At 72.9% G+C, this 24,999-nt stretch carries 22 protein-coding genes; 10 read left to right on the top strand and 12 right to left on the bottom strand.

The annotated features are described in order from the left end of the window. Positions 1-99: 99 nt before the first annotated feature. Both msrA and ACIBAI_RS05300 read right to left on the bottom strand, forming a co-directional pair. Complete coding sequence (gene msrA, locus ACIBAI_RS05295; RefSeq protein ID WP_399031111.1) at positions 100-768, bottom strand: peptide-methionine (S)-S-oxide reductase MsrA; 669 nt, start codon at positions 766-768, stop codon at positions 100-102. Positions 769-861: 93 nt separating this feature from the next. Further along, the gene (locus tag ACIBAI_RS05300; RefSeq protein WP_399031112.1) at positions 862-1,980 is read right to left on the bottom strand and encodes a hypothetical protein; all 1,119 of its coding nucleotides are present in this window, start codon (positions 1,978-1,980) and stop codon (positions 862-864) included. Positions 1,981-2,132: 152 nt separating this feature from the next. Here ACIBAI_RS05300 and ACIBAI_RS05305 point away from each other — a divergent pair, with 152 nt between their 5' ends. Continuing rightward, positions 2,133-3,287, top strand: a complete 1,155-nt coding sequence (locus ACIBAI_RS05305; RefSeq protein WP_399031113.1) for a cystathionine gamma-synthase — start codon at positions 2,133-2,135, stop codon at positions 3,285-3,287. Positions 3,288-3,299: 12 nt separating this feature from the next. Here the strand turns inward: ACIBAI_RS05305 and ACIBAI_RS05310 are convergent, their stop codons facing one another. From ACIBAI_RS05310 to ACIBAI_RS05320, 3 genes are all read right to left on the bottom strand, one after another. After that, positions 3,300-3,548 carry a hypothetical protein gene (locus tag ACIBAI_RS05310; RefSeq protein WP_399031115.1) on the bottom strand — a complete coding sequence of 83 codons (249 nt, stop codon included), beginning with the start codon at positions 3,546-3,548 and terminating at the stop codon, positions 3,300-3,302. A gap of 28 nt (positions 3,549-3,576) precedes the next feature. Next, positions 3,577-4,074: a sigma factor-like helix-turn-helix DNA-binding protein gene (locus ACIBAI_RS05315; RefSeq protein ID WP_399031116.1), complete on the bottom strand. Its 498-nt coding sequence runs from the start codon at positions 4,072-4,074 to the stop codon at positions 3,577-3,579. 162 nt (positions 4,075-4,236) lie between these two features. After that, positions 4,237-4,746, bottom strand: coding sequence for a MarR family winged helix-turn-helix transcriptional regulator (locus ACIBAI_RS05320; RefSeq protein ID WP_399031385.1), 510 nt, complete (start codon positions 4,744-4,746; stop codon positions 4,237-4,239). Between the two features lie 162 nt (positions 4,747-4,908). On the opposite strand from ACIBAI_RS05320, the gene ilvA reads away from it, so the two are divergent. The 3 genes from ilvA to ACIBAI_RS05335 all read left to right on the top strand — a co-directional run bounded on the left by ilvA (position 4,909) and on the right by ACIBAI_RS05335 (position 8,186). Further along, positions 4,909-6,138 (top strand): threonine ammonia-lyase, encoded by a 1,230-nt coding sequence (gene ilvA, locus ACIBAI_RS05325; RefSeq protein WP_399031118.1) that lies wholly within the window; start codon positions 4,909-4,911, stop codon positions 6,136-6,138. 189 nt (positions 6,139-6,327) lie between these two features. After that, complete coding sequence (locus ACIBAI_RS05330; RefSeq protein WP_399031119.1) at positions 6,328-7,338, top strand: ATP-binding cassette domain-containing protein; 1,011 nt, start codon at positions 6,328-6,330, stop codon at positions 7,336-7,338. Then, the gene (locus ACIBAI_RS05335) at positions 7,335-8,186 is read left to right on the top strand and encodes an ABC transporter permease (protein WP_399031121.1); all 852 of its coding nucleotides are present in this window, start codon (positions 7,335-7,337) and stop codon (positions 8,184-8,186) included. The genes ACIBAI_RS05330 and ACIBAI_RS05335 overlap by 4 nt, the downstream gene beginning before the upstream one ends. A 108-nt stretch (positions 8,187-8,294) precedes the next feature. On the opposite strand, the gene greA is transcribed toward ACIBAI_RS05335, so the two are convergent. Together greA and ACIBAI_RS05345 are read right to left on the bottom strand one after the other, a co-directional pair. Continuing rightward, on the bottom strand, positions 8,295-8,792 hold the full coding sequence (greA, locus tag ACIBAI_RS05340) for a transcription elongation factor GreA (RefSeq protein WP_399031123.1): 498 nt from the start codon (positions 8,790-8,792) through the stop codon (positions 8,295-8,297). A 178-nt stretch (positions 8,793-8,970) separates the two neighbouring features. Further along, positions 8,971-9,369: a DUF4307 domain-containing protein gene (locus tag ACIBAI_RS05345; RefSeq protein ID WP_344605891.1), complete on the bottom strand. Its 399-nt coding sequence runs from the start codon at positions 9,367-9,369 to the stop codon at positions 8,971-8,973. 216 nt (positions 9,370-9,585) lie between these two features. Between ACIBAI_RS05345 and mca the strand changes: the two genes are divergently transcribed. The 3 genes from mca (at position 9,586) to ACIBAI_RS05360 (ending at position 13,055) form a co-directional block, all read left to right on the top strand. Beyond that, a complete protein-coding gene (gene mca / locus ACIBAI_RS05350; RefSeq protein ID WP_399031124.1) occupies positions 9,586-10,467 on the top strand; it encodes a mycothiol conjugate amidase Mca in 882 nt (293 codons plus the stop codon). Then, entirely contained in the window at positions 10,460-10,705 is a 246-nt protein-coding gene (locus ACIBAI_RS05355; RefSeq protein ID WP_399031126.1) for a hypothetical protein, read from the top strand. The genes mca and ACIBAI_RS05355 overlap by 8 nt, the downstream gene beginning before the upstream one ends. Positions 10,706-11,027: 322 nt before the next feature. Continuing rightward, positions 11,028-13,055: a thioredoxin domain-containing protein gene (locus ACIBAI_RS05360; RefSeq protein WP_399031127.1), complete on the top strand. Its 2,028-nt coding sequence runs from the start codon at positions 11,028-11,030 to the stop codon at positions 13,053-13,055. 22 nt (positions 13,056-13,077) lie between these two features. On the opposite strand, the gene ACIBAI_RS05365 is transcribed toward ACIBAI_RS05360, so the two are convergent. Continuing rightward, positions 13,078-14,259, bottom strand: a complete 1,182-nt coding sequence (locus tag ACIBAI_RS05365; protein ID WP_399031129.1) for a glycosyltransferase — start codon at positions 14,257-14,259, stop codon at positions 13,078-13,080. Beyond that, a complete protein-coding gene (locus ACIBAI_RS05370) occupies positions 14,256-15,482 on the bottom strand; it encodes a glycosyltransferase (protein ID WP_399031386.1) in 1,227 nt (408 codons plus the stop codon). Before ACIBAI_RS05370 ends, ACIBAI_RS05365 begins: the two co-directional genes overlap by 4 nt. Before the next feature lie 593 nt (positions 15,483-16,075). Between ACIBAI_RS05370 and ACIBAI_RS05375 the strand changes: the two genes are divergently transcribed. Both ACIBAI_RS05375 and ACIBAI_RS05380 read left to right on the top strand, forming a co-directional pair. Next, positions 16,076-17,503, top strand: coding sequence for an ArnT family glycosyltransferase (locus ACIBAI_RS05375; protein WP_399031131.1), 1,428 nt, complete (start codon positions 16,076-16,078; stop codon positions 17,501-17,503). A 61-nt stretch (positions 17,504-17,564) separates the two neighbouring features. After that, positions 17,565-20,045: a galactose oxidase-like domain-containing protein gene (locus ACIBAI_RS05380; RefSeq protein ID WP_399031133.1), complete on the top strand. Its 2,481-nt coding sequence runs from the start codon at positions 17,565-17,567 to the stop codon at positions 20,043-20,045. 29 nt (positions 20,046-20,074) lie between these two features. On the opposite strand, the gene ACIBAI_RS05385 is transcribed toward ACIBAI_RS05380, so the two are convergent. Further along, positions 20,075-20,800, bottom strand: a complete 726-nt coding sequence (locus tag ACIBAI_RS05385; RefSeq protein ID WP_399031135.1) for a Mut7-C RNAse domain-containing protein — start codon at positions 20,798-20,800, stop codon at positions 20,075-20,077. A 165-nt stretch (positions 20,801-20,965) separates the two neighbouring features. Next, complete coding sequence (locus ACIBAI_RS05390) at positions 20,966-21,670, bottom strand: hemolysin III family protein (protein WP_399031137.1); 705 nt, start codon at positions 21,668-21,670, stop codon at positions 20,966-20,968. Positions 21,671-22,043: 373 nt separating this feature from the next. Here ACIBAI_RS05390 and ACIBAI_RS05395 point away from each other — a divergent pair, with 373 nt between their 5' ends. Then, positions 22,044-23,867 carry a phosphoenolpyruvate carboxykinase (GTP) gene (locus ACIBAI_RS05395; RefSeq protein ID WP_399031138.1) on the top strand — a complete coding sequence of 608 codons (1,824 nt, stop codon included), beginning with the start codon at positions 22,044-22,046 and terminating at the stop codon, positions 23,865-23,867. 296 nt (positions 23,868-24,163) lie between these two features. On the opposite strand, the gene ACIBAI_RS05400 is transcribed toward ACIBAI_RS05395, so the two are convergent. Beyond that, positions 24,164-24,997 (bottom strand): hypothetical protein, encoded by an 834-nt coding sequence (locus ACIBAI_RS05400; RefSeq protein ID WP_399031140.1) that lies wholly within the window; start codon positions 24,995-24,997, stop codon positions 24,164-24,166. Between the last annotated feature and the right edge of the window lie 2 nt (positions 24,998-24,999).

The following is a 24,999-nucleotide window of genomic DNA, read 5'->3' on the forward strand; positions in this document are numbered from 1 at the left end:
CACCCGCCTCTGCGGGACCTGGAAGGGCACGGCCCCGCCGACCGGAGCGGAACCGGCCGGCGGGGCCTCAGCGGTGCCGTCGCCCCGGGCGGGGCGGGCTCAGCCGGCTGCCTCGGCGACGCCGACCGGGCAGGACACCCCGGTCCCGCCCAGGCCGCAGTAGCCGGCCGGGTTCTTGTCCAGGTACTGCTGGTGGTACGCCTCCGCCGGATAGAACGGGCGGCCCTGTGCCGGGAGGATCTCCGTGGTGATCGTGCCGTAGCCGGAGGACGTGAGGACCTTCTGATAGGCCTCGCGGGAGGCTTCGGCGGCGGCGGCCTGCTCCGGGGTGTGGGTGTAGATCGCCGAGCGGTACTGCGTGCCCACGTCGTTGCCCTGGCGGAAGCCCTGGGTGGGGTCGTGGGACTCCCAGAAGGTCTTCAGGAGCCCGGCGTAGGAGACCGCCTTCGGGTCGAACACCACGCGGACCGCCTCCGTGTGGCCGGTCAGACCCGAGCAGACCTCCTCGTAGGTGGGATTCTCGGTGTAGCCGCCCTGGTAGCCGACCAGGGTCGTCCACACGCCGGCGGGGAGCTGCCAGAACCTGCGCTCGGCGCCCCAGAAGCAGCCCAGGCCGAAGTCGGCCACCTCCAGGCCCTCGGGGTAGGGGCCGAGCAGCGGGGTGCCGAGGACGGTGTGGCGGTCGGGGACCGTGAACGCCGGTTCCGGGCGGCCGCGCAGGGCCTGTTCGGGGGTCGGCAGCTGGGGTGTACGGCTGTACAGGAACATGCGGTCTCCAATCCGGGACGACGTCCGGGTCAACACGCCCGGACGTCCCGGAATTCCGTGCCCTGGCGCGGCGCCCGCGCCGGTCCGGCCGGCTCAGTGCGACAGCGTCGCCGGGCTGCCGCCGTTCGCCTCGTAGCCCGCCACCGCCAGCGCCCGGTAGACCGCGAACTCCGCGGCCGGGTCGGCGGACAGGGTCCAGGGCAGGGCGCCGACGTGGCCGTCGACGTGCACCAGCTGCTGCATGGCCTCCGCCCAGCGCTCGGAGCGGACCAGGAAGAAGACCAGCAGATGGCGGACGTGGGCCAGCATCGGGTCGTCGGGGCGGGCCGAGTGGACCGCGTGCAGCGCGCCGTGGATCGCCTTCGTCACCACCTCGCTCTGCCAGAAGCTGCTGACCAGCGTCACCTCGGGCAGGTGCTCGAAGACCGCGAAGAGGGGCATGGCCGCGAGCAGCGAGCCCCGGGGGGCGCGGGCCGCCGCGGCCTCCGCGAACGAGTACGCCAGCTCGCGCGAGCCGTGCCACTTCTCGCACCAGTAGTGCAGCGCGGCCAGGTGCGCGCCCATGTGGGCCGGCGCCCGGTCCAGGATCTTCAGCCAGAGCTGCTCGAACTCCTGCCGGGAGTAGGCCAGGCCGCGGGCCACCGACAGCTCGATGATGTACGGGATCGGATCGCCGGGGGCCAGCAGCGCCGCGTCGCCGCACGCCGCCTTCGCCTCCTCCATGATGATCCGGAACTCGTCCGTGCCGGGCGTCGACGTCCGCCACGCCTGCTGCACCAGGAACTCGGCGTGCACCGCCGCGCCGCCCGCGTCCTTGGGCGCCTCGGTCCGCCACACCCGCAGCCACTGCCCGCCCGGCGCCTCGCTCACCCCGCCGGGCCGCTGCCGCAGCTCCAGCGACGCGGCGCCCGCGAAGGCCTGCACGCGCTGCCAGCGCAGCTCGCCCTGCGTCTCCGTACCGGCGAGGAGCTGGGCCGCGGCCTTGTAGTCCTGGGTGCGCTGCACCAGGTCCAGGACGTCCAGCAGGTCCTGGTCGGGTCCCGGCATGCGGATGTCCAGCTGCTCCTCGCGGACGAAGCCGTAGTTCGCCGGGTCCGCGGCGTCCGGATGGTCGGGCGACACCAGCCCGACCGCGCCGCGCCCGCGCCGCAGGAAGGGCAGCAGCACGAAACCGAGCAGGACCAGCGCCATCAGGACCCAGAGAATCTCCATGCCTCCAGCGTTCCAGACGCCGCCGTCGATTGGCCAACCCGGTCGCCGCGCCGGTGGAGAACCCCGACGGCCCCGCCCGGGGCGCCGGCTCCCGCGGTGCCCGCGCCCCGTCGCCCGTCACCTCCGCCGCGGGCGCACTACCCTCGGTGCCCATGAGCGACAGGCACATCAGTCAGCACTTCGAGACCCTCGCGATCCACGCGGGCAACACCGCCGACCCCCTCACCGGCGCGGTCGTCCCACCGATCTACCAGGTGTCCACCTACAAGCAGGACGGCGTCGGCGGCCTGCGCGGCGGCTACGAGTACAGCCGCAGCGCCAACCCGACCCGGACGGCCCTGGAGGAGAACCTCGCCGCCCTGGAGGGCGGTCGCCGCGGCCTCGCGTTCGCGTCCGGACTGGCGGCCGAGGACTGCCTGTTGCGTACGCTGCTCAGCCCCGGTGACCACGTGGTCATCCCCAACGACGCGTACGGCGGCACGTTCCGCCTCTTCGCCAAGGTCGTCGCCCGGTGGGGCGTGGAGTGGTCGGTCGCCGACACCGGCGACCCCGCCGCGGTGCGGGCCGCGCTCACCCCGAAGACCAGGGCCGTGTGGGTGGAGACGCCCTCCAACCCGCTGCTCGGCATCACCGACATCGCCGCCGTCGCTCAGGTCGCCCGGGACGCGGGCGTCCGCCTCGTCGTCGACAACACCTTCGCCACGCCGTACCTCCAGCAGCCGCTGGCGCTCGGCGCGGACGTCGTCGTGCACTCCCTGACCAAGTACATGGGCGGCCACTCCGACGTCGTCGGCGGCGCGCTGATCACCGGCGACCCCGAGCTGGGCGAGGAGCTGGCCTTCCACCAGAACGCGATGGGCGCGGTCGCCGGGCCCTTCGACTCCTGGCTGGTGCTGCGCGGCACCAAGACGCTCGCCGTGCGCATGGACCGGCACAGCGAGAACGCCGGGCGGATCGCCGAGATGCTGAGCCGGCACCCGCGCGTGACGCGGGTCCTGTACCCGGGGCTGCCGGACCACCCCGGCCACGAGGTCGCCGCCAAGCAGATGAAGGCGTTCGGCGGCATGGTGTCGTTCCGGGTCGAGGGCGGCGAGGAGGCGGCCGTCGAGGTCTGCAACCGCGCCCGGGTGTTCACGCTCGGGGAGTCCCTGGGCGGCGTGGAGTCGCTGATCGAGCACCCCGGTCGCATGACGCACGCCTCCGCGGCCGGTTCGGCCCTGGAGGTGCCCTCCGACCTGGTGCGCCTGTCCGTGGGCATCGAGAACGTCGACGACCTGCTGGAGGACCTGAAGCAGGCGCTCGGCTAGTCCGGCCGGGTCTCACCAGCCCGTCAGGGGCGGGGACGTCCTCGACGGCGGCTCCGCCCAGGGGCGGGCCGTCACCGCCCACACCGCGAACGCCACGGCCGCCGCGCACAGCAGCAGCCACAGCAGGCGGCGCGCGAGCGTCCTGCGCCGCAGCAGGCGCCCGCCCCGCCGCACGGCGTCCGCGCACAGTCCGGGCGGCACCCGTGGCGCCCCCCGCGCCATGATCCGCCGCACGGCGGCCTCCTGCTCGGGCCGGTTCACGTACGCCTCCCGGTGCCGGGCCGGCCGTTCACGGCACCGCCGCCTTCGGCCCCGCCGCCGCGGGCCCCCGCGGTGGATGCAGCAGGGTCGCCGCCGCCCGGTCGCAGACCGCGCGGACCCGGTCCGCGGACAGGCCCAGCAGGGCCGCCGTCGGCTCCTCGGCGACGCCCTCGTACAGCCTGAGGACCAGGACCAGGCGCTCCTGCGGAGCGAGCCGGGCCAGGGCGCCCGCACCCCGCGGGCGGGCCCGGCCGAAGCCGCCGTACCGGTGCCAGGACGCGCGGGCGAACCGGTCGACCAGATGCCGGCGGGCACGGTCGTACGGGTCTTCCCCGCGCAGCCGGTCCCAGTGCGCGTACGTGTGGGCCAGGGCCAGGGTCAGCAGGTGCCGCGCGCGCGGGTTGTCGTCCGGCGCCTCGGCCGTGAGCAGGGTCGCGGCGTGCAGCAGCCGTCCTGCCGCGCCCGCGACGAACGCCTCGAACTCCCGGGCCCGCCGGGCGCTCCGGGACGCCTGCCGTTCGCGCACCGCGCCTCCCCTCCCCGGGGGTCCTCGCAGGAAGGCCCACCGCGTACGGGACGGGTCCGGTCCCGTACGGGCCGAGTCCCATGGGAGACCGGCGGCGGCCGGTCGGTCAAGAGCCGGGCGGCACGCGCGTGCGGGCACGGCGAGCGCCGGGCCCCCGCACGCTCAGGAGGAGGACGGCGGAGCCTCCGGCGCCGGCGCCCCATGGGCGGTCATGCGGGCGGAGAGGGCGCTGTTGAAGCGGGTGAGGAGCGCGCAGAACGCCTCGCGCTCCTCCGGCGCCCAGTCGTGGGTCAGCTCGGCCATCAGCCGGCGCCGGGAGGAGCGCACCTCCTCCAGCCGCGACAGGCCGCGCGGGGACAGCTGGAGCACCACCGCGCGCCCGTCCTCGGGGTGCGAGGTGCGCTTGACGAGCCCGGTGTCGACGAGCGGGGCCACCTGGCGGGTGACCGTGGAGGAGTCGATGCCCATGCTCGCGGCGAGCGCCTTGACGCCCATCGGGCCCTCCTTGTCGAGGCGGTTGAGCAGCAGATAGGCGGCGCGGTCCATGGAGTTGCGCACCTGCCCGACCCCGCCGAGCCGGGTCTGCTCGGCACGGCGGGCGAACACCGCCACCTCGTGCTGCAACGCGTCGAGAAGACCGGTGTCACCGACGGTCGTCATGTCCATCGACATGTCAGGTGTTGTGGGCATGGCCGGGGGCTCACTTCGTGGAGGTCTGCTAATTGGGGGACAGGGTACGCGGCCGGGCGGCGGGCCGTGCCGGCGCTGCGCGAAGCGGGTCTCGGAGGTTGGTCGCAACCGCCCGGGCCGCGGGCGAACTGCGATGCTTGGGGCATGAGCTACAGCACGGCCGACTCGCTGCGGTCCGTCACCCTCGACGACGTGCGGGGTGCCCAGAAGATGCTGTCGGGCGTGGCGCGGACGACCGCGCTGGAGGGCAGCAGGCACCTGTCCCGGCTGGTCGGCGCGCCGGTCCACCTCAAGTGCGAGAACCTCCAGCGGACGGGGTCGTTCAAGCTGCGCGGCGCGTATGTCCGCATCGCCGGGCTGCTGCCCGAGGAGCGGGCCGCCGGCGTCGTCGCCGCGAGCGCCGGCAACCACGCGCAGGGCGTCGCCCTGGCGTCCTCGCTGCTGGGCGTGCGCGCCACGGTGTTCATGCCGAGGGGCGCCCCGCTGCCCAAGATCAGCGCGACGCGGGAGTACGGCGCCGAGGTGCGCCTGCACGGCCAGGTCGTCGACGAGACGCTGGCCGCCGCCCAGGAGTACGCGGCCGAGACGGGGGCGGTGTTCATCCACCCCTTCGACCACCCCGACGTCATCGCCGGCCAGGGCACGGTCGGCCTGGAGATCCTGGAGCAGTGCCCCGAGGTGCGCACGATCGTCGTCGGCGTCGGCGGGGGCGGGCTGGCGGCCGGGATCGCGGTCGCGGTGAAGGAGCTGCGGCCCGAGGTGCGGATCGTGGGCGTGCAGGCTCGGGGCGCGGCGGCCTATCCGCCGTCCCTCGCGGCGGGGCGCCCGGTGACGGTCGGGCAGCCGGTGACGATGGCCGACGGCATCAGGGTCGGGCGGCCCGGTGACGTGCCGTTCGGCATCGTCCGCGATCTGGTGGACGAGGTCCGCACGGTGACCGAGGACGAGCTGTCCGCCGCGCTGCTGCTGTGCCTGGAGCGGGCCAAGCTGGTCGTCGAGCCGGCCGGGGCGAGTCCGGTCGCGGCGCTGCTGGGCGATCCGGGCGCCGTCGAGGGGCCGGTCGTCGCGGTGCTGTCCGGGGGCAACGTCGATCCCGTGCTGCTGCAGCGCGTCCTGCGGCACGGCATGGCCGCGCAGGGCCGCTACCTGGCCGTCCGGCTGCGGCTGACGGACCGGCCGGGCGCCCTGGCCACGCTTCTCGGGGTGCTGTCGGCGGCCGACGCCAACGTCCTCGACGTGAGCCATGTACGGACCGACCCGCGGCTAGGGCTCACGGAGGCGGAGGTCGAGCTGCACCTGGAGACGAAGGGCCCCGCGCACTGCGCCGAGGTCGGCCGGGCCCTGCGCGAGGCGGGCTACACGGTCATGGACTGACCGGGCCGTCTGCCGGCGGAGTCCGCGGAGCGCGCGGGCCGCGGCCCCTTCGTCACCCGTTCGGGTAAATCCGTTGAGGTACGCGATGTATCGCGTTATGGTGGCTCGCGCCGCCCGCTCAACGGGCGGGCGGCGCGAGAAGCGCGACCCTGGGCTTTCCGAAGATCCCCCGACGACGTGGAGACTCATATGCCAGGCGCCATCTACGCCGAAGGCCTGGTGAAGACCTTCGGCGACGTAAGGGCACTGGACGGCGTCGACCTCGATGTCCCCGAGGGCACCGTCCTGGGCCTGCTCGGGCCGAACGGCGCGGGCAAGACGACGACCGTCCGATGCCTGACGACGCTGCTGCGCCCCGACGGCGGAAAGGCGGTCGTCGCGGGCCTCGACGTGGTCAGGCACCCCGACGCCGTACGCCGCTCCATCGGCCTGTCCGGCCAGTTCGCGGCGGTCGACGAGTACCTGACCGGCCGGGAGAACCTCCAGATGGTCGGCCAGCTGTACCAGATGAGGGCGAAGGCGGCCAAGGAGCGCGCGGCCGAGCTGCTCGACCGGTTCCACCTCACCGACGCCGCCGACCGCCCCGCGAAGACCTACTCCGGAGGCATGCGCCGCCGGCTCGACCTCGCGGCGGCCCTGGTCGTCTCGCCGCCCGTGATGTTCATGGACGAGCCGACGACCGGCCTGGACCCGCGCAACCGCCAGCAACTGTGGGACGTCATCAAGCAACTGGTCTCCGGCGGCACGACGCTGCTGCTGACCACGCAGTACCTGGAGGAGGCCGACCACCTCGCGCACGAGATAGCGGTGGTCGATCACGGCCGTGTCATCGCCAAGGGGACCTCCGACCAGCTCAAGGCCCGCACCGGCGGCGAGCGCGTCGAGGTCGTGGTGCACCGGCCCGAGCACATCCGGGCCGCCGCCGAGGTGCTGCGCGGCTTCGGCAAGGGCGACACCGCGGTCGAGGAGCACATGCGCAAGCTCACCGTGCCCGTGACCGGCGGCGCCAAGCTGCTCGCCGAGATCATCCGCGAGCTGGACACCCGCGGCATCGAGATGGACGACATCGGCCTGCGCCGTCCGACCCTCGACGACGTCTTCCTCTCCCTGACGGGCCACGCGGCCGAGGCCGGGGACGAGGAGGGCGGGGGGCGGACGGGCGACAGGGGATCCCGACGCAGGAAGGAGACCGCCCAGTGAGCGCCGCCACCGACGCCGTGCGCGTCCCGCCACGGAGCAACCCGTTCGGCCAGTCGATCCGGGACTCGCTGATCGTGGCCAGGCGGAACCTGATCCGCATGGGCCGGATCCCCGAGATGCTCATCTTCGGACTGATCCAGCCGGTCATGTTCGTGGTGCTGTTCACCTATGTGTTCGGCGGCTCGATCCAGGTCGGCTCGTCCACCTCCACCCAGGCCTACCGCGAGTTCCTGATGGCCGGCATCTTCGCCCAGACCGTCACGTTCGCCACGGCGGGCGCCGGTGCGGGCATCGCCGACGACATGCACAAGGGCCTCATCGACCGCTTCCGTTCCCTGCCCATGGCACGTGGCGCGGTGCTGACCGGCCGCACCATCGCCGACCTGGTGCAGACGGCGCTCACCCTCGTCGTCCTGGCGGCCGTCGCCCTGATCGTCGGCTGGCGCACGCACGAGAACCTCGGCAAGGTGCTCGCCGGATTCGGCCTGCTCCTGCTGTTCGGGTACGCGTTCTCGTGGATCGGCGCGCTCATCGGCCTGTCCGTGCGCACTCCCGAGGCGGCGACCTCGGGCGGCCTGATCTGGCTGTTTCCGCTGACGTTCATCTCGAACGCGTTCGTGGACGCGAACCAGATGCCGTCCTTCCTGCGGCACATCGCGGAGTGGAACCCGTTCAGCGCGGCCGTGCAGGCCTGCCGCGAGCTGTTCGGCAACCTTCCCCCGGGCTTTCGGACACCCGACGCCTGGCCCATGCAGCACCCGGTGTGGGCCTCGCTGATCTGGTCGGTCGTGATCATCCTGATCTTCCGGACGCTGGCGGTCCGCAAGTACCGCTCGGCGGCGGCCTGACGGACCGGCCCACGCTCCGCGCCGGTACGACGAAGCCCCCGGCGTCCACGAGACGCCGGGGGCTTCGTCAAGGACGATGCCGGCCGGGGCGGCCGGTGCACGGCCCGGTCAGCCGGTGTACGGCTCGGCCTTGAGGATCCTCACCGACGCCTTCTTGCCGTTCGGCAGCTCGTACTCCGCGTCCTCGCCGACCTTGTGGCCGATGACGCCGGTGCCCAGCGGGGACTGGGGGGAGTAGGTCTCGATCTCGGCGCTCGCGTACTCGCGGGAGGCGAGCAGGAAGGTCAGGGTGTCGTCCTCGTCGCCGTCGAAGGCGATGGTCACGACCATGCCGGGGGCCACCGCGCCGTCCGCCGCCGGCGGCTCGCCGACCTTGGCGTTCTCGAGGAGCTGGGTCAGCTGGCGCACACGGAGCTCCTGCTTGCCCTGCTCCTCCTTCGCCGCGTGGTACCCGCCGTTCTCACGCAGATCGCCCTCCTCGCGCGCGGCGGCGATCTTCGCGGCGATCTCCGCGCGCGCGGGACCAGTAAGGTACTCAAGCTCGTCCTTGAGCTTGTTGTACGCCTCCTGGGTCAGCCAGGTGACGTTCTCGCTGGTCTGGGTCACAGGTGCTCCTCGTAGGTACTGGGAATACAAAGCATCGCCCTACCCAGAAGCATGTTCCTTCACGGATGGGCGAAACCACGAGCCTAACAATTCACCGGCCCAAGGGGGAGGACAAAAGCCACCTGATTCGCGTCAACGCAGGTCAGCGGCTAGGTATTCCGGGTGATGCCGGACAGTGTCACCCGGCGTGGCAGCCGAGCAGCTCGGCCGTCGTGCCCGGAGCCGTCGTGCGCAGCGTGACCACCTCGTCGATGCGCGTGGCGTCGCCGGCGAAGCGGAAGTCGGCCCGGCCGACCTCGGCGCCGTCCTCCGCCTGGGACCGCACGGTGCAGTAGCCGCTGACACCGGCGTCCTTGCGGACCTCCAGGCGGACCCGCACCGAGTCCTCCGAGGTGTCGAAACTGATCACTTCGCCGCTGATCTTGTTCTGCCCGACGTAGTGGTAGGCGAAATAGCCGATCACCGCGAGCAGCACCGCCGCGAGGACGGCGCCGACGGCTTTGAGCGTGCGGTCGGCGCGCTCGTCCGAGGAGCGGCCGTAGCGGCCCTCCGGCGGTCGCGTGCTCGTCGTGCTCATGATCGGTCCTTTCGGCAGGGGCGGACAGATGTCCCGAAAGGGGCCCTGAAGTCCGGTCCCGGAATTATTCGCCGCCCGGTTCGGTCACTATAGAAGCCCCCGTCCGCACCCCGATCGCCACCCCTCGACGACGTTCCTCCGGGACGGCACCCGCGGGGGCGACACCTATTGGACCGCGCCGACGCACAGGGCGCCGACTGACTTGAGGATTGAGTCTTGACTGACCAGCTGCGACTGATGGCCGTGCACGCCCACCCCGACGACGAGTCGAGCAAGGGCGCGGCCACCATGGCGAAGTACGTGTCCGAAGGGGTGGACGTGCTGGTGGTGACCTGCACGGGCGGTGAGCGCGGCTCCATCCTGAACCCGAAGCTGCAGGGCGACGCGTACATCGAGGAGCACATCCACGAGGTGCGCAAGAAGGAGATGGACGAGGCCCGCCAGATCCTCGGCGTCAAGCAGGAGTGGCTCGGCTTCGTCGACTCCGGCCTGCCGGAGGGCGACCCGCTGCCGCCGCTGCCCGAGGGCTGCTTCGCCCTGGAGGACGTCGACAAGGCGGCCGGTGAGCTGGTGAGGAAGATCCGCTCCTTCCGCCCCCAGGTGATCACCACCTACGACGAGAACGGCGGGTACCCGCACCCCGACCACATCATGACCCACAAGATCTCGATGGTGGCGTTCGAGGGCGCGGCGGACACCGAGAAGTACCCGGAGACGGAGTTCGGCCCGGCGTGGCAGCCGCTGAAGCTGTACTACAACCAGGGCTTCAACCGTCCCCGCACCGAGGCGCTGCACCACGCGATGCTGGAGCGCGGCCTGGAGTCGCCGTACGGGGACTGGCTCAAGCGCTGGGACGAGTTCAACCGCAAGGAGCGCACGATCACCACGCACGTGCCGTGCGCCGACTTCTTCGAGATCCGCGACAAGGCGCTGATCGCGCACGCCACCCAGATCGACCCCGACGGCGGCTGGTTCCGGGTGCCGATGGAGATCCAGAAGGAGGTCTGGCCCACGGAGGAGTACGAGCTCGCGAAGTCCCTCGTGGACACCTCCCTCCCCGAGGACGACCTCTTCGCGGGCATCCGGGACAATGCCTGACATGAGCGCAAGCGCAAGCCTGGCACTGACGCACCTCGTCACCCTCGCCGAGGTCGACGAGGACAAGGTCACCCCCGGCGTCCTCGGTTTCATCGTCTTCGCGGTGATGGCCCTGGCGGTGTGGGGCCTGATGAAGTCCATGAACAGGCACATGGGCAAGGTCGACTTCGAGGAGGCCCCGGAGCCGCAGTCCGGCCCGGGCCAGGCTCCGGGCGAGCCCGGGGCCCAGCGGGGCTGACAGGACGGCGGGACCCGTCCGCCGCCCGTGCCCCGTCCCTCGCCCCGGAGGCGAGGGACGGCGCGGGCGGACCCGGCCGGGACGGCGCGGGCGGCGCCGGCGGGACCGTGCGGCGGCAGGCCGCGGGGTGGCGGAGGCGGCTCCCCGGGGCCGTCGCCGCGCAGTCGACGACGCGGGCGCCGCGGATCCGGCGGAACGGGCGGCGGGGAGCGGGGAACCGGTGTGCCCGGCACCGTTCGGGGCACACGGCTGAGCACGGGCCCCGGCGGCGGGGCTCGCTCCCCCCGGTCCTCAGCAACGGCACTGCGGCAGGATGGACACCATGCCGAACCGACTGGCGCACGAGACGTCCCCGTACCTCCTTCAGCACGCCGACAACCCCGTCGACTGGTGGCCCTGGTCGGACGAGGCCTTCGCGGAGGCGCGCCGGCGGAACGTGCCCGTCCTGCTGAGCGTCGGTTACAGCAGCTGCCACTGGTGCCACGTGATGGCCCACGAGTCCTTCGAGGACCGGGAGACCGCCGACTTCCTCAACGCGCACTTCGTCAGCGTCAAGGTCGACCGCGAGGAACGCCCCGACGTGGACGCCGTCTACATGGAGGCGGTGCAGGCGGCGACCGGGCACGGCGGCTGGCCCATGACGGTGTTCCTCACCCCGGACGCCGAGCCGTTCTACTTCGGCACCTACTTCCCGCCCGCGCCCCGGCACGGCATGCCCTCCTTCCGGCAGGTGCTGGAGGGCGTCCGCGCGGCCTGGACGGACCGGCACGAGGAGGTCACCGAGGTCGCCGGGAAGATCGTGCGGGACCTCGCCGGGCGGGAGATCTCCTTCGGCGGCACCGAGGTCCCCGGCGAGCAGGAGCTCGCGCAGGCCCTGCTCGGGCTGACCCGCGAGTACGACCCGCAGCGCGGCGGCTTCGGCGGGGCGCCGAAGTTCCCGCCGTCCATGGTGCTGGAGTTCCTGCTGCGCCACCACGCGCGCACCGGCTCCGAGGGCGCCCTGCAGATGGCGCAGGACACCTGCGAGCGGATGGCCCGCGGCGGCATCTACGACCAGCTCGGCGGCGGCTTCGCGCGCTACTCCGTGGACCGCGACTGGATCGTGCCGCACTTCGAGAAGATGCTGTACGACAACGCCCTGCTGTGCCGCGTCTACGCCCACCTGTGGCGGGCCACCGGGTCCGCGCTCGCCCGCCGGGTCGCCCTGGAGACCGCCGACTTCATGGTGCGCGAGCTGCGCACCGACCAGGGCGGGTTCGCCTCCGCGCTCGACGCCGACAGCGACGACGGGACGGGGAGGCACGTCGAGGGCGCCTACTACGTGTGGACGCCCGCGCAGCTGCGCGAGGTGCTCGGCGAGGAGGACGCCGACCTCGCCGCCCGGTACTTCGGCGTCACCGAGGAGGGCACCTTCGAACACGGCGCGTCCGTGCTCCAGCTGCCGCAGCAGGACGGGGTGTTCGACGCCGCCCGGATCGCCTCCGTGAAGCGGCTGCTGCTGGACGCGCGCTCCCGCCGTCCCGCCCCCGGCCGCGACGACAAGGTCGTCGCCGCCTGGAACGGCCTGGCGATCGCCGCGCTCGCCGAGACCGGCGCCTACTTCGACCGGCCCGACCTCGTCGAGGCCGCCGTCGCCGCCGCCGACCTGCTGGTCCGGGTGCACCTCGACGACCACGGCCGTCTCACCCGCACCAGCAGGAACGGCCACGCCGGCGCGAACGCGGGCGTGCTGGAGGACTACGCCGACGTGGCGGAGGGATTCCTCGCCCTCGCCTCCGTCACCGGCGAGGGCGTCTGGCTGGACTTCGCCGGTCTCCTCCTCGACCACGTCCTGACCCGCTTCACCGACGACTCCGGCGCCCTGTACGACACCGCCGCCGACGCCGAGCGGCTGATCCGCCGCCCCCAGGACCCCACCGACAACGCCGCCCCCTCCGGCTGGACCGCCGCCGCGGGCGCCCTGCTCGGCTACGCCGCGCACACCGGTTCCGAGCCCCACCGCACCGCCGCCGAACGGGCGCTGGGCGTGGTCAAGGCGCTCGGCCCGCGCGTGCCCCGCTTCATCGGCTGGGGGCTCGCCGTCGCCGAGGCCCTCCTGGACGGGCCCCGCGAGGTGGCGATCGTCGGCCCGGGGGCCGACGACGCCACGAGGACCCTGCACCGTGCGGCGCTCCTCGGCACCGCTCCCGGCGCGGTCGTCGCGGTCGGCGCACCGGAGAGCGACGAGTTCCCGCTGCTCGCCGACCGCGGCCTGGTCGACGGCCGCCCGGCCGCGTACGTGTGCCGCCGGTTCGTGTGCGACAGGCCGGTGACGGACCCGGCGGGGCTCAGGGCCGGGCTGGCCTCCTGAGCCCCGCCGGGTCCCGGCCGGCTCAGCCGAGGGGATCCGGTACCGGCTCCCGCGCGACCGGGACCGCTGCCGCCGCCGCGCGCCCGCGCAGCCGCCGGTACACCCACCGGTCGACGACCAGGAACCGTGCCGTGAAGACGACGGCCATGCTGAGCGCGGTCGCGGGCAGCACGGACATGCCCGCGGCGGCGATGAGCAGGGCGGCGAGCGGGATGCGGGCCACCAGGTCGACGTTGCCGACGGCCGCGAAGGTGAGCAGCCGGACCGAGCGCCGGTGGTGGCGCCGCTGGTTGCGGTAGACGAAGGAGTCGATCAGGGCGAAGTTCCACAGCAGGCCCGCCTGGTTGGCGATGATCTCGGCGGGGGCGTGGTGCAGTCCGTCCGCCGTGGAGGTCAGCAGCCACAGCAGGGCGAGGTTCGGGACGAAGCCGGAGAGCCCGATCAGCCCGAAGACGACCGCGCGGGCGCGGGCGTCGGCGGTGCGCAGGGTGATCAGGTGCCGCAGGAAGCGCAGGCCCTCGCGCGCCGTGGACTTGGACTCGCCCGCGTGCCGCTCGCCGAACGCGTACGGGACCTCCGCGACGGAGCGGGGACGGCACCGCACCGCCAGCTCCAGCAGGATCTTGTAGCCGAGCGGCTGCAGCCCCTCGTCCTCGGCGGCGGCCCGGTCGACGGCCGTGCGCCGGATGGCGAAGAAGCCGCTCATCGGATCGGTCAGGCCGCTCAGGGCGCGCGGGAAGAGGCCCTTGGTCACGAGCGTCGAGGCGCTGGAGACCAGCTTGCGGTAGCCGCCGTCGAGGCCGCCGCGGTCGCCGCCGGCCGCGTAGCGGCTGGCCACGACCAGTTCCGCGCCGCTCGTCTCGCCCCTCGCGATCAGCTCGGGTATCAGTTCGGGCGGATGCTGCAGGTCGGCGTCGATGACCACGATCCACGGCGCGGCGGCGCGGGCCATGCCCTCGACGACCGCGCCGCCGAGGCCGCCCTCGGGAACGGGGCGGTGGTGCAGCACCACGGGGACCGGGCAGGACGCGGCCGCCGCCTCGATCATCTCGCAGGTGTGGTCCGTGGAGTCGTCGGCGAACACCACCTCGGCGCGTGTCCCGGCGGGGACGGCGGCGGCGATCCTGGCGAGGAGCTCGCGGATGTTGCCGGCCTCGTTGAAGGTCGGGACGACGATGGACACGTCGGCGGGCGACGCCGTCACGGTGCCTCCTGGGGCTGCGGGACCTGGGCGGGCAGGTGGGCGCCCACGTGGGAGGTCAGCTCCCAGTCGCGGCGGCCGGTGTACTCGCGCCACACGGCGCGCAGGGCGGCGGCCGCGAGGACCACGGCGTACACCGGTCCTCCGGCGATCAGCTGGACGTAGTGCCGGAGGCCGATGCGGAAGCCGTACTCGCGGCCGAAGTCGTGCAGGGCGACGGCCTCGAAGACCACCATGGCGGCCATCGGGAGCATCGGCAGCCAGGCGAACAGGGAGAAGGGCAGCGGCACCCCGCCGATCAGGGCGAGCACCACCCCGAGCGGGATCATGACGCCGGTGGCGGCCTGCAGGAACGGGGTGCTGAGGGTGTAGCGGGCGAGCAGCCGCTGGCCGGCGCCGGGCAGCCGGCGCCACTCGCCCTTGCGGAGCACCTGCAGGAAGCCCTGGTTCCAGCGGGTGCGCTGCTTGTAGAGCGCCCGGATCGAGCCGGGCGTCTCCTCCCGGGTGACGAGGGCCGAGTGGTACGCGACCACCACCTTCGCGCCCCCGCTGGACAGCCGCACGCCCAGGTCGCAGTCCTCGGCGAGGCAGTTGCCGTCCCAGCCGCCGGTCTGCCGCAGCAGCCCGGCGCGGACGAAGACGGTGTTGCCGCCGAGCGGGATGAACCCCTTGCGGGCGTGCAGGTGCAGCCGGCTGCGGAACCAGAAGAAGTACTCCAGGCAGTTGCGCAGGCTGTACCAGCTGCTCTGGTAGTTGATCAGCTGCACGCCGCCCTGGACGACGTCGGCGTTCTCCCGCCGGAAGGCGAAGTCGACGTGGGCGAGCAGGTCCGGGTGGACGACGTCCTCGGCGTCGAAGACGCCGACGACGTCGCCCCGGGCGTGCGGCAGCGCGGTGTTGAGGGCGCGGGGCTTGTTCTTCGCCTCGTGGGTGTCGACGACCGTCCGCACCATGCCGGGATGCTCGGCGGCCAGTTCGCGGGCGATGGCGGCGGTGCCGGGGTCGTCGTGCCCGACGATCAGGATGATCTCGTAGTCCGGGTGGTCGATGCGCAGCATCTGCTCGACCGTGTGGCGCAGGACGGCCTCCTCGTGCCGGGCCGGGACGAGGAGCGAGAAGGACAGCCCGGGTGTGCCGTCGGGCTCGGCGAACGCCGTCGACTGAAGCGTCTCGGGAGTGCGCCAGGCATGGAGCATCCACCAGAGCGTGACGCCCGCGGCGGTCATGAGGACGACGGAATCGACTAACAGGATGGCGGAGACCACGAATTCCCCCCTCGGTCTTCCTTGGTCTTCCTCGGCTTCTCCGGACGCCGGGCTCCCCAACCCGTCGTGCTTCCGGATGCTTCACAGATCGGCCGAGCCCTCTCGCGATCGGCGGCGCTGCCGGTTCTTCCGCGGTGTTCCGGGACTTTTCGCGTGTGATGTGCCAGGGCTCCCGGGCGAAGCTAGCAGGTTCTCCATTTCCCCGGCAATGCGGCCCCCCGGGGACGATCTTCGGCACTTCCGGAATGGCAGATTCTTCTTATGCGGAGGTCCACGGTGTGCCATGATGCTGCGGCATGCCTGATTCCTGGGCTTTCGAGGGGGAGGTCCCGGGGCGGTCAGGGCCAAAAAGTGGGGGTGGGGGATTCCGCATGGGGACTGCCGTGCCGCACACGCGTGTGCGTGAAGGCTCCGACGGAGGAAGTTCAGATCGTTCCTCGTCCGTTTTCCGGCCGGCACCGGGCAATTCACAAGAGGGTGGGTCGCCCGCGCGTCGCATAATGTTTCGGCCGGATTATTTCTGGGTTACTCCCGTTCTTCTCGTCGCCCTCGCGGTGCGGGCCCGGGGAATCGGGAATTATCCCTTCCCCAATGACGACGAGGGCACTTATCTCGCGCAGGCCTGGGCCGTCCGGCACGGTGCGCTCGCGCACTACACCTACTGGTACGACCACCCGCCGTTCGGCTGGACGCAGCTCGCGGCGCTGTCGTGGCTGCCGTCCTGGCTCCTGCCGGACCTGCCCACGTTCGTCCAGGGACGCATGGCGATGCTCCCGGTGGCGGGGGCGACCTGCGTACTGGTCTACGTCGTCGGCCGCCGCCTCGGACTGGTCCGGCCCGCCGCGGCCGGAGCCGTGCTGCTGTACGCCCTGTCGCCGCTCGCGGTGGTGCTGCACCGGCAGATCTACCTGGACAACTTCGCCGTCCTGTGGGCGCTGGCCGCCTTCGCGTTCGCCCTCTCGCCGCGCCGCCACCTGTGGCATCACGTCTCGGCGGGCGTGGCCTTCGCGCTGGCGGTGCTGTCCAAGGAGACCATCGCCGTCCTGCTGCCCGTGCTGCTGGTGACCCTCTGGCAGGGCAGCCACCCCAGCACCCGCAAGTTCTCCTTCGCGGGGTTCGGCTCCGGGTTCGTGCTGACCGGCCTGTTCTACCCGCTGTACGCCCTGCTCAAGGGCGAGCTGTGGCCCGGCCCGGGGCACGTCTCGCTGCTCGGCACCCTCAAGTTCCAGCTCGGCGGACGCGAGGGCAGCGGCTCGCCCTTCACGGCGGGCACCGACGCCCACCGGCTTTTCGAGGACTGGCTGACCCGGGACCCCTACCTGCTGGTGGGCGGCGCCGCGGCGGCCGTGCTCGCGCTGGCGGTGCGCGGGCTGCGCCCGGCCGCCCTCGCCGTGCTGGTGCTGGCGCTGGTCGCGCTGCGGCCCGGCGGTTACCTGCCGCAGATGTACATCGTGCAGGTCCTGCCCTTCCTGGCGCTCACCCTGGCCGGGCTCGTCCAGGCCGGGACCGCCCGGCTGCCCGGCGGGCCGCGCCCCCGGCTCGCCGCCGGTGTCGCGGCCGCCGCCGCAGTGGCGGCGATCGCCGGCCCGCACTGGTACCAGCAGGACCGCTCCGCCGTCACCGCCGACGACAACGGCGTCTACCGCGACGCCTCCCGCTGGCTGCGCGAGACCCCCGTCGGCGACCGCGACCGGGTGCGCGTCGTCACCGACGGCGTGCTGTGGCTGGACGCGGTCGACGCCGGGTACCGCCCGGGCACCGGGGTCATCTGGCACTACAAGCTGGACCAGGACCCGGCGGTCACCAAGACGCTGCCGCACGGCTGGAAGGACATCGACTACGTGGTGTCCACCCCCGCCCTGCGCGGCGAACGCGAGAACCTGCCCACCCTGCGCGACCTGTTCGCGCACGGCCGCCCGGTCGCCACCTTCGGGGAGGGCGGCGGCCGGATCGACATTCTCCGGATCGACAGCGGCCGGTAGTCCGCAGGACCGTCGACGACAAGGGGATCCGGGGGGATCCTTGATCAAGGGGGGACACACCATGCTGTCCGGAACCGGAAGACCCGGCAGCGGACACCGGCTGCCGCGCCCGCACGGCAGACCCGTCCGGCTGCTGCTGACCGCCTTCGTGCTCTTCACCACCGCCCTCGGGCTCGGCCCGCTCGGCGCCCGGCCCGCCGCCGCCGCGGCCAACCTCGTCCAGAACCCGGGCCTGGAGATCCTCGACGGCCCCTCGCGGTTCCCGCAGTGCTTCGAGAAGTCGGGCTGGGGCGACAACGACTACACCTTCACCGTCACCGACGACGCCCACAGCGGCAGCCGCGCGGTACGGGTCGAGCTGACCCGGCGCGCCGACGGCGACCGCAAGACGATGATGCTGGAGAACTCCTGCGCGCCGCGGGTCACTCCGGGCCGCCAGTACGACCTGTCGTTCTGGTACCGGTCGACGACGCCGGACGTGGCGCTCACCGTCTTCCGGCACGACGCCGAGCTGGGCTGGGTCTACTGGACCGACCTCAAGACCCTCGCCCCGTCCGCGGGCTGGAGCCGCACCGAGGTCCGCACCCCGGCGATCCCGCCGGGCACCGACCAGATCACCTGGGGCGGCGCGCTCTACGGCGTGGGGACCCTGACCACGGACGACTACGCCATGGTCGACGCCACCGTCCCCGCCGAGCCCGATCCCTGCCGCGCCGGCGGCACCGGCCCGGAGTGCAAGGGCCGGTGGACCGTGCAGACGCTCCAGGCCCCGGTGCGGGCCATCCACTCGGTGCTGCTGCACACCGGCAAGGTGCTGCTGATCGCGGGGTCCGGCAACGACCTCGACATGTTCGAGGCCGGCACCTTCAAGACCGCGCTGTACGACCCGGCCACGGGCGACTACACCGACATCCCGACCCCGGAGGACTTCTTCTGCGCCGGGCACGTCCAGCTCCCGGACGGCCGGGTGCTGGTGGTCGGCGGCAACAAGGACTACGCCGAGCCCGACGGCAGCGTCGGCTACAAGGGCCTGCGGTCCAGCTACGTCTTCGACCCCGGCCAGAACAAGTACATCAAGGTCAACGACATGCTGGCCGGCCACTGGTACCCGTCGGCGACCGCGATGGGCAACGGCGACGTCGTCTCCCTCGGCGGCCTCGGCGAGGACTCCTCGGGCACCGTCGTCAACGAGCACTTCTCCTACGCCCGCAACGAGTGGCTGCCGATGGGCGAGGCCAAGCAGGCCTGGGCCTTCTGGGGCCTGTACCCGTCGATGATCCTGCTGCAGGACGGCCGCCTCTTCTACACCGGCAGCCATGTCTTCGGCAACGGCCTGCCGGGCACCGGCGCCTCCGTCTACGACTACGAGGCGGGCACCGTCGCCGAGGTCCCGGGCCTGCGGAAGAAGGACGAACGCGACCAGTCGATGTCCGTCCTGCTGCCGCCCGCCCAGGACCAGAAGGTCCTCACCATGGGCGGCGGCAACCACACGGTCGCGCCGGACGCGCACCGGCTCGTCGACCTGATCGACATGAAGGCCGACTCGCCGCGGTACGTGCCCGGTCCCGACCTGCCGCAGGGCCACTACGCGGACGGCAGCCCGCAGACCGGCGACGAGGGCAAGGTGTACGTCTCGGCCGTCATCCTCCCCGACGGCAAGGTCCTGGAGACCGGCGGCGCCCTGCACACCTACCGCGAGGACCCGGTCTTCGAGGCGTCGCTGTACGACCCGGCGACCAACGCCTTCGAACCGGGCCTGGCCACCGACCCGGTGCCGCGGACGTACCACTCCTCGTCCACGCTGCTGCCGGACGGCCGGGTGCTGAGCGTCGGCGACAACCCGGGCGACGGCTCCTTCGACCAGCGCGTGTCGGTCTACGAGCCGCCGTACCTCTTCAAGGGCGACCGCCCGCGGATCACCTCGGTGGCGGACACCACCTGGGCGTACGGCTCCTCGCAGCGCATCACGGTCGACAAGCCGGTGGTCAAGGCGTCCCTGATCCGCCCGGCCGCGGTCACCCACTCCTCCGACCCCAACCAGCGCTACGTCGACCTGCCGATGACGGTCGACGGCACCACCGTCGACCTCAGCCTGACCAGCAATCCGAACCTGGCCCCGCCCGGCTGGTACATGCTGTCGGTCGTGGACGCCGGCGGTGTGCCGTCCGTGTCCCGGTGGGTGCGGATCGGGCCGGAGGGCCAGGTCGCCGCAGCCCGCGTCCAGGCCTTCGCCGAGGAGCTGACCGGGAGCGCCGCGAGCACCGACGCCCACGAGCACCACCGGGGCGTCACGATGCCCGAGGGGTACGACGGCTGCGACCACTCCTACGGCACGATCAGCCAGTGCGTGCCGTGGACGTTCCCGGAGATGCCGCGGGCCGAGCGGTGCGACTGGCTGGCGGAGAAGGGCTACGGCCGCATGGAGGTGCACGGCCGCGACCGGCACCGCCTGGACCGGGACAAGGACGGGGTCGCCTGCGACAGCGGGGACTTCGCCGGGAAGCGCCCCCGCCCCCAGGCCGGGAAGCCCCACCACCACTAGGCGCCGGCGGGTCCGGCCGCGCCGCCGCCTCAGGGACCGAACTCCGCCAGGGCGCGCTCCACGATGGCCTCCAGCTGCTCGTGGTGCGCGCCCTTCCAGTAGGCCCGGCCGCACGCGGTGCACTGCGCGAACACGTCGTAGGTCCGCCGCGTCCCGTGCTCGAGCTGGTCCGCCACCTCCTCCTTGGCGGCCCGGCGCAGCAGGCCGTTGCAGGCGGTGCAGCGGGTCCAGGGCCGCAGCTCGGGCTGGAACCGCTCCAGCACGTCGCGGAGCTGGTCGTCGGGGCGGGTGCTGTAGACGAACGCGCCCGCCCACAGCTCGCGGCGGCGCAGCAGGCCCCGGTCCCGGCTGAGCATGACCCGCTGCTCCGCCGCCGAGCGGGCGGCCAGCGCCGGGTCCCCGATGTCCGTCGACTCGTACGCCGTGTCCACGCCGAGCAGCCGCAGGCGGCGGGCCAGGGTGCCGAGGTGCACGTCGAGGAGGAAGCGCAGCGGAGCGCCCGGCACCCGCTGCGGGCGCTCCACGGCCCGCACGGTCACCGACTCGCCGGCCGCGGGGACGTGCGCGGGCGGCACCGCGCGGTGGTCGACGAGGAGCGCGCCGACCTCGGTCAGCGGGACACCGAGGGACTCGACGACGTGGCCGAGGGTGGAGACGCCGTCGACGGTGACCCGGGTGGCGCCCGTCCGCCGTGCCTGCGGGACGAACAGGTGCAGTTCCGGGGGGAACTCGACGTGGATCGCGGAACCGTTCACCCGGTCAGAATGTCATGGCGGCGAGACGGGGGTTCGGCGCTTCGCGGCGGACGGACCGTGCCCGAGGACGGTCGGGGCGCGACCCGCCGGGTCCTGTCCCGGGCACGGGAGACGGCCACGGCTGGGAAGCCGTGGCCGTCCGGTGGGGGAGGAGGGCTGCGCGTGCTAGTACGCCACCAGCGAGATCGCCGCGTAGTGCGCGGCGAACGCCGCCAGGGTGAAGGAGTGGAACACCTCGTGGAAGCCGAACCAGCGCGGTGACGGGTTGGGGCGCTTGAGGCCGTAGATCACCCCGCCCACGCTGTAGAGCAGGCCGCCCACCACCACCAGGACGAGGACGGTGACGCCGCCGGTGCGCAGGAAGTCGGGGAGGTAGAAGACGGCCGCCCAGCCCATCGCGATGTAGCAGGGCGTGTAGAGCCAGCGCGGGGCGCCGACCCAGAACACGCGGAAGACGATGCCGGCCGCCGCCGCGGCCCAGACGCCCCACAGCAGCCACCGGCCCTTGGAGGCGGGCAGGAGCAGCAGGGTCAGCGGGGTGTAGGTGCCCGCGATGATCAGGAAGATGTTCGCGTGGTCGAGGCGGCGCAGGACGCCGTCCATGCGGGGGCTCCAGTTGCCCCGGTGGTACAGCGCGCTCACACCGAACAGCAGGCAGGCCGTCAGGGCGTACACGCTGCATGCGATACGGCCCCTGACCGAGTCGGCGAGGGCGGTGAGCACCAGGCCCGCGACGAGTGCGGCCGGGAACATGCCCAGGTGCAGCCAGCCGCGCAGCTTGGGCTTCACCGGATGCGGCAGGGAGAGCGCCACGGGGCCGCGACCGTCGGCCTGGCTGTCCGTGGACGCGTCGAAGGCGGACGCAGTCATAGCTCGAATCGTACCTACGGAACCGTAAGTTACGTGTCAGTACAACCGTGGGACGGATGAGGGGATGGTCATCGTCTCACGGGGTACCCGGCCGCACACTTCTCATTCCCGCCGGGCGCATCCCGCTCGTGCGAGGTAAAAGAACATTCAGATGAACCCAACGTGTCGGTAAAGACACGCTGAGGAACGCGCAGGTACGTGGCGTTCCTCACTCCGCTCAAGTGTGAGGCCCTCTGGACAGATGGGCGCGCACATCGGATGATCAAATGAGTGCGGTCGGCACCGGATGAGCGCCGAGGTCCCACCGTGAAGCATCCGGGTCGCAGCCCCCACGGGGCCTCCAGACAAAAAAATCCCTCACCTAGGAGCAATCGTGGCGCGCGACATCGCGGCTCCCCCCGTCGTCCCCACCAAGCACCAGGAGCTGATCTCGTGGGTGAACGAGATCGCCGAACTGACGCAGCCGGACAACGTGGTCTGGTGCGACGGATCCGAGGCCGAGTACGAGCGACTGTGCGAGGAGCTCGTCCAGAGGGGCACCTTCCGGAAACTCGACCCCGTCAAGCGCCCCCACTCCTACTACGCGGCCTCCGACCCCACCGACGTCGCCCGCGTCGAGGACCGGACCTTCATCTGCTCCGAGAAGGAGGAGGACGCCGGCCCCACCAACCACTGGAAGGCGCCCGCCGAGATGCGGGAGATCTTCACCGGTGAGAACGGCCTGTTCCGCGGCTCCATGCGGGGCCGCACCATGTACGTCGTGCCCTTCTGCATGGGCCCGCTCGGCTCGCCGCTGTCCGCGATCGGCGTCGAGATCACCGACTCGGCCTACGTGGCCGTCTCCATGCGCACGATGACCCGCATGGGCCAGGCCGTCCTCGACGAGCTGGGCGACGAGGGCTTCTTCGTCAGGGCCGTGCACTCGCTGGGCGCCCCGCTGGAACCGGGCCAGGAGGACGTGCCCTGGCCCTGCAACCGGACCAAGTACATCTCCCACTTCCCGGAGACCCGCGAGATCTGGTCCTACGGCTCCGGCTACGGCGGCAACGCCCTGCTCGGCAAGAAGTGCTACGCCCTGCGCATCGCCTCCGTCATGGCCCGCGACGAGGGCTGGCTCGCCGAGCACATGCTGATCCTGAAGCTGACCCCGCCGCGCGGGGAGGCCAAGTACGTCGCCGCCGCCTTCCCCAGCGCCTGCGGCAAGACCAACCTGGCCATGCTGGAGCCGACCATCCCCGGCTGGACGGTGGAGACCGTCGGCGACGACATCGCCTGGATGCGGTTCGGCGAGGACGGCCGGCTGTACGCGATCAATCCCGAGGCCGGCTTCTTCGGCGTCGCGCCCGGCACGGGGGAGCACACCAACGCCAACGCGATGAAGACGCTGTGGGGCAACGCCGTCTTCACCAACGTCGCCCTCACCGACGACGGCGACGTGTGGTGGGAGGGCATGACCGAGGAGCCCCCGGCCCACCTCACCGACTGGAGGGGCGACGACTGGACCCCGGAGTCCGAAACCCCGGCGGCCCACCCCAACGCCCGCTTCACCGTGCCGGCCGCCCAGTGCCCGATCATCGCGCCGGAGTGGGAGGACCCCAAGGGCGTGCCGATCTCGGCGATCCTGTTCGGCGGCCGCCGCGCCACCGCCGTCCCGCTGGTGACGGAGTCCTTCGACTGGAACCACGGCGTCTTCCTCGGCGCCAACGTCGCCAGCGAGAAGACCGCCGCCGCCGAGGGCAAGGTCGGCGAGCTGCGCCGCGACCCCTTCGCGATGCTGCCGTTCTGCGGCTACAACATGGGCGACTACATGGCCCACTGGATCGACGTGGCCAAGGACAAGGACCAGTCCAAGCTGCCGAAGATCTACTACGTCAACTGGTTCCGCAAGGACGACGAGGGCCGGTTCGTCTGGCCCGGCTTCGGCGAGAACTCCCGCGTCCTGAAGTGGATCGTGGAACGCCTGGAGGGCCGGGCGGAGGGCGTCGAGACCCCCATCGGCATCCTGCCGGCCAAGGACGCCCTCGACACCGACGGCCTGGACCTGTCCGACGAGGAGCTGGAGTTCCTGCTCACCGTCGACAAGGAGGTGTGGCGCGAGGAGGCCGCGCTGGTCCCCGAGCACCTGAACACCTTCGGCGACCACACGCCCGAGGAGCTGTGGGACGAGTACCGCAAACTGGTGGAGCGCCTGGGCTGACACCACCCGAGGACTCCGCGGCCGGTCCAACCGACAGTGCCCTGACCAGCGACATCGTCACGGCCGGCCGCGGTGCGGACAGCGGGCCCCGCACAACGGCGTGCGGGGCCCTCGTCATGCCGTCCCGCACGCCCGTCGCGGGCTCCGCGCCGCCGCCTCCGGCGCCGCTCGCGGCGCCCCGGCCGCCGCCGGCGGGCTCCCCGCGCCGCTCGGCGCCCTGGGGCCGCCGCCGGGTCCGGTCGCGCCGGACCGCGCCGGGCCGGGCGGTCCGTCCGGCCCGGCCGGCAGGCCCGTGATCACTTGGCGCGTCCGGTGCCGCCGTGACCGCGCCCCGGCCTGCGGCCGGAGCCGTCCGGAGGCGGAGTGGCGGCCGGGACCGGCGCGGCCGTGGGGCCGGCGGCGGACGGCGCGGCGGCGGACTCCTCCGGGGCGGCCGCCGCCTCGGTGCGGTCCGGGGCGGCGCTCACCGCCCCGGACGGCGCCGCGCCGCCGGTGGCCTTGGCGCCGGGCGTCTTCCCGGCGGGTGGTACCGCGGAGGGCTCGGCGAGGGCGCCCGCCGCCGCGCCGCGCGACTCGGCCGGCGACGCCGGGGCCGGGGCCGGGGGAGTGGCACGCGCCTTCCCTCCCCCGGTACCGGTCCCGGCGTCGTCCGGCGACGAACCCGGCGAGGAGTCGGGGGAGGAGTCCGGCGACGAGATGGAGGACGACTCCGGTGACGCCCCCGAGAAGGCGAACCCGGCCACCAGGGCGGCCACCGACACGGCACCCGCCGCCCCCGCGGCGGCCACCGCGCGCCGCGCCCGCCGGGGCCCCGGCCCGCGCACGGCGTGCCGTCCCCGTGCCGGCCCGGACGGACCGCCCCGCCCCGCGCCGCCGCCGGCCGCGGGCCGTCCGGCCGCCGCGGGCAGCTCGGCCGTCTCGTCGTACGCGTTCTGCCAGCCGTGGGCCGCCGCCGGATCGGCGTACTCCTCGTACGACGGCGGAGGGACGGCCCGCGGGTGGTACACGTTCGGGGGACCCTGGGGCTCGCCGGCCTCCGCGGGCGTACCGGGAACGCCGTACGCCCCGGCGGCATGGTGCGCGGCACGTGCGCCGTACGCCCCGTTCTCGTACTCGGATGGCCTGGACATGG

This window comes from Streptomyces sp. NPDC051041 (assembly GCF_044456065.1).
GTDB classification, from domain to species: domain Bacteria; phylum Actinomycetota; class Actinomycetes; order Streptomycetales; family Streptomycetaceae; genus Streptomyces; species Streptomyces glaucus.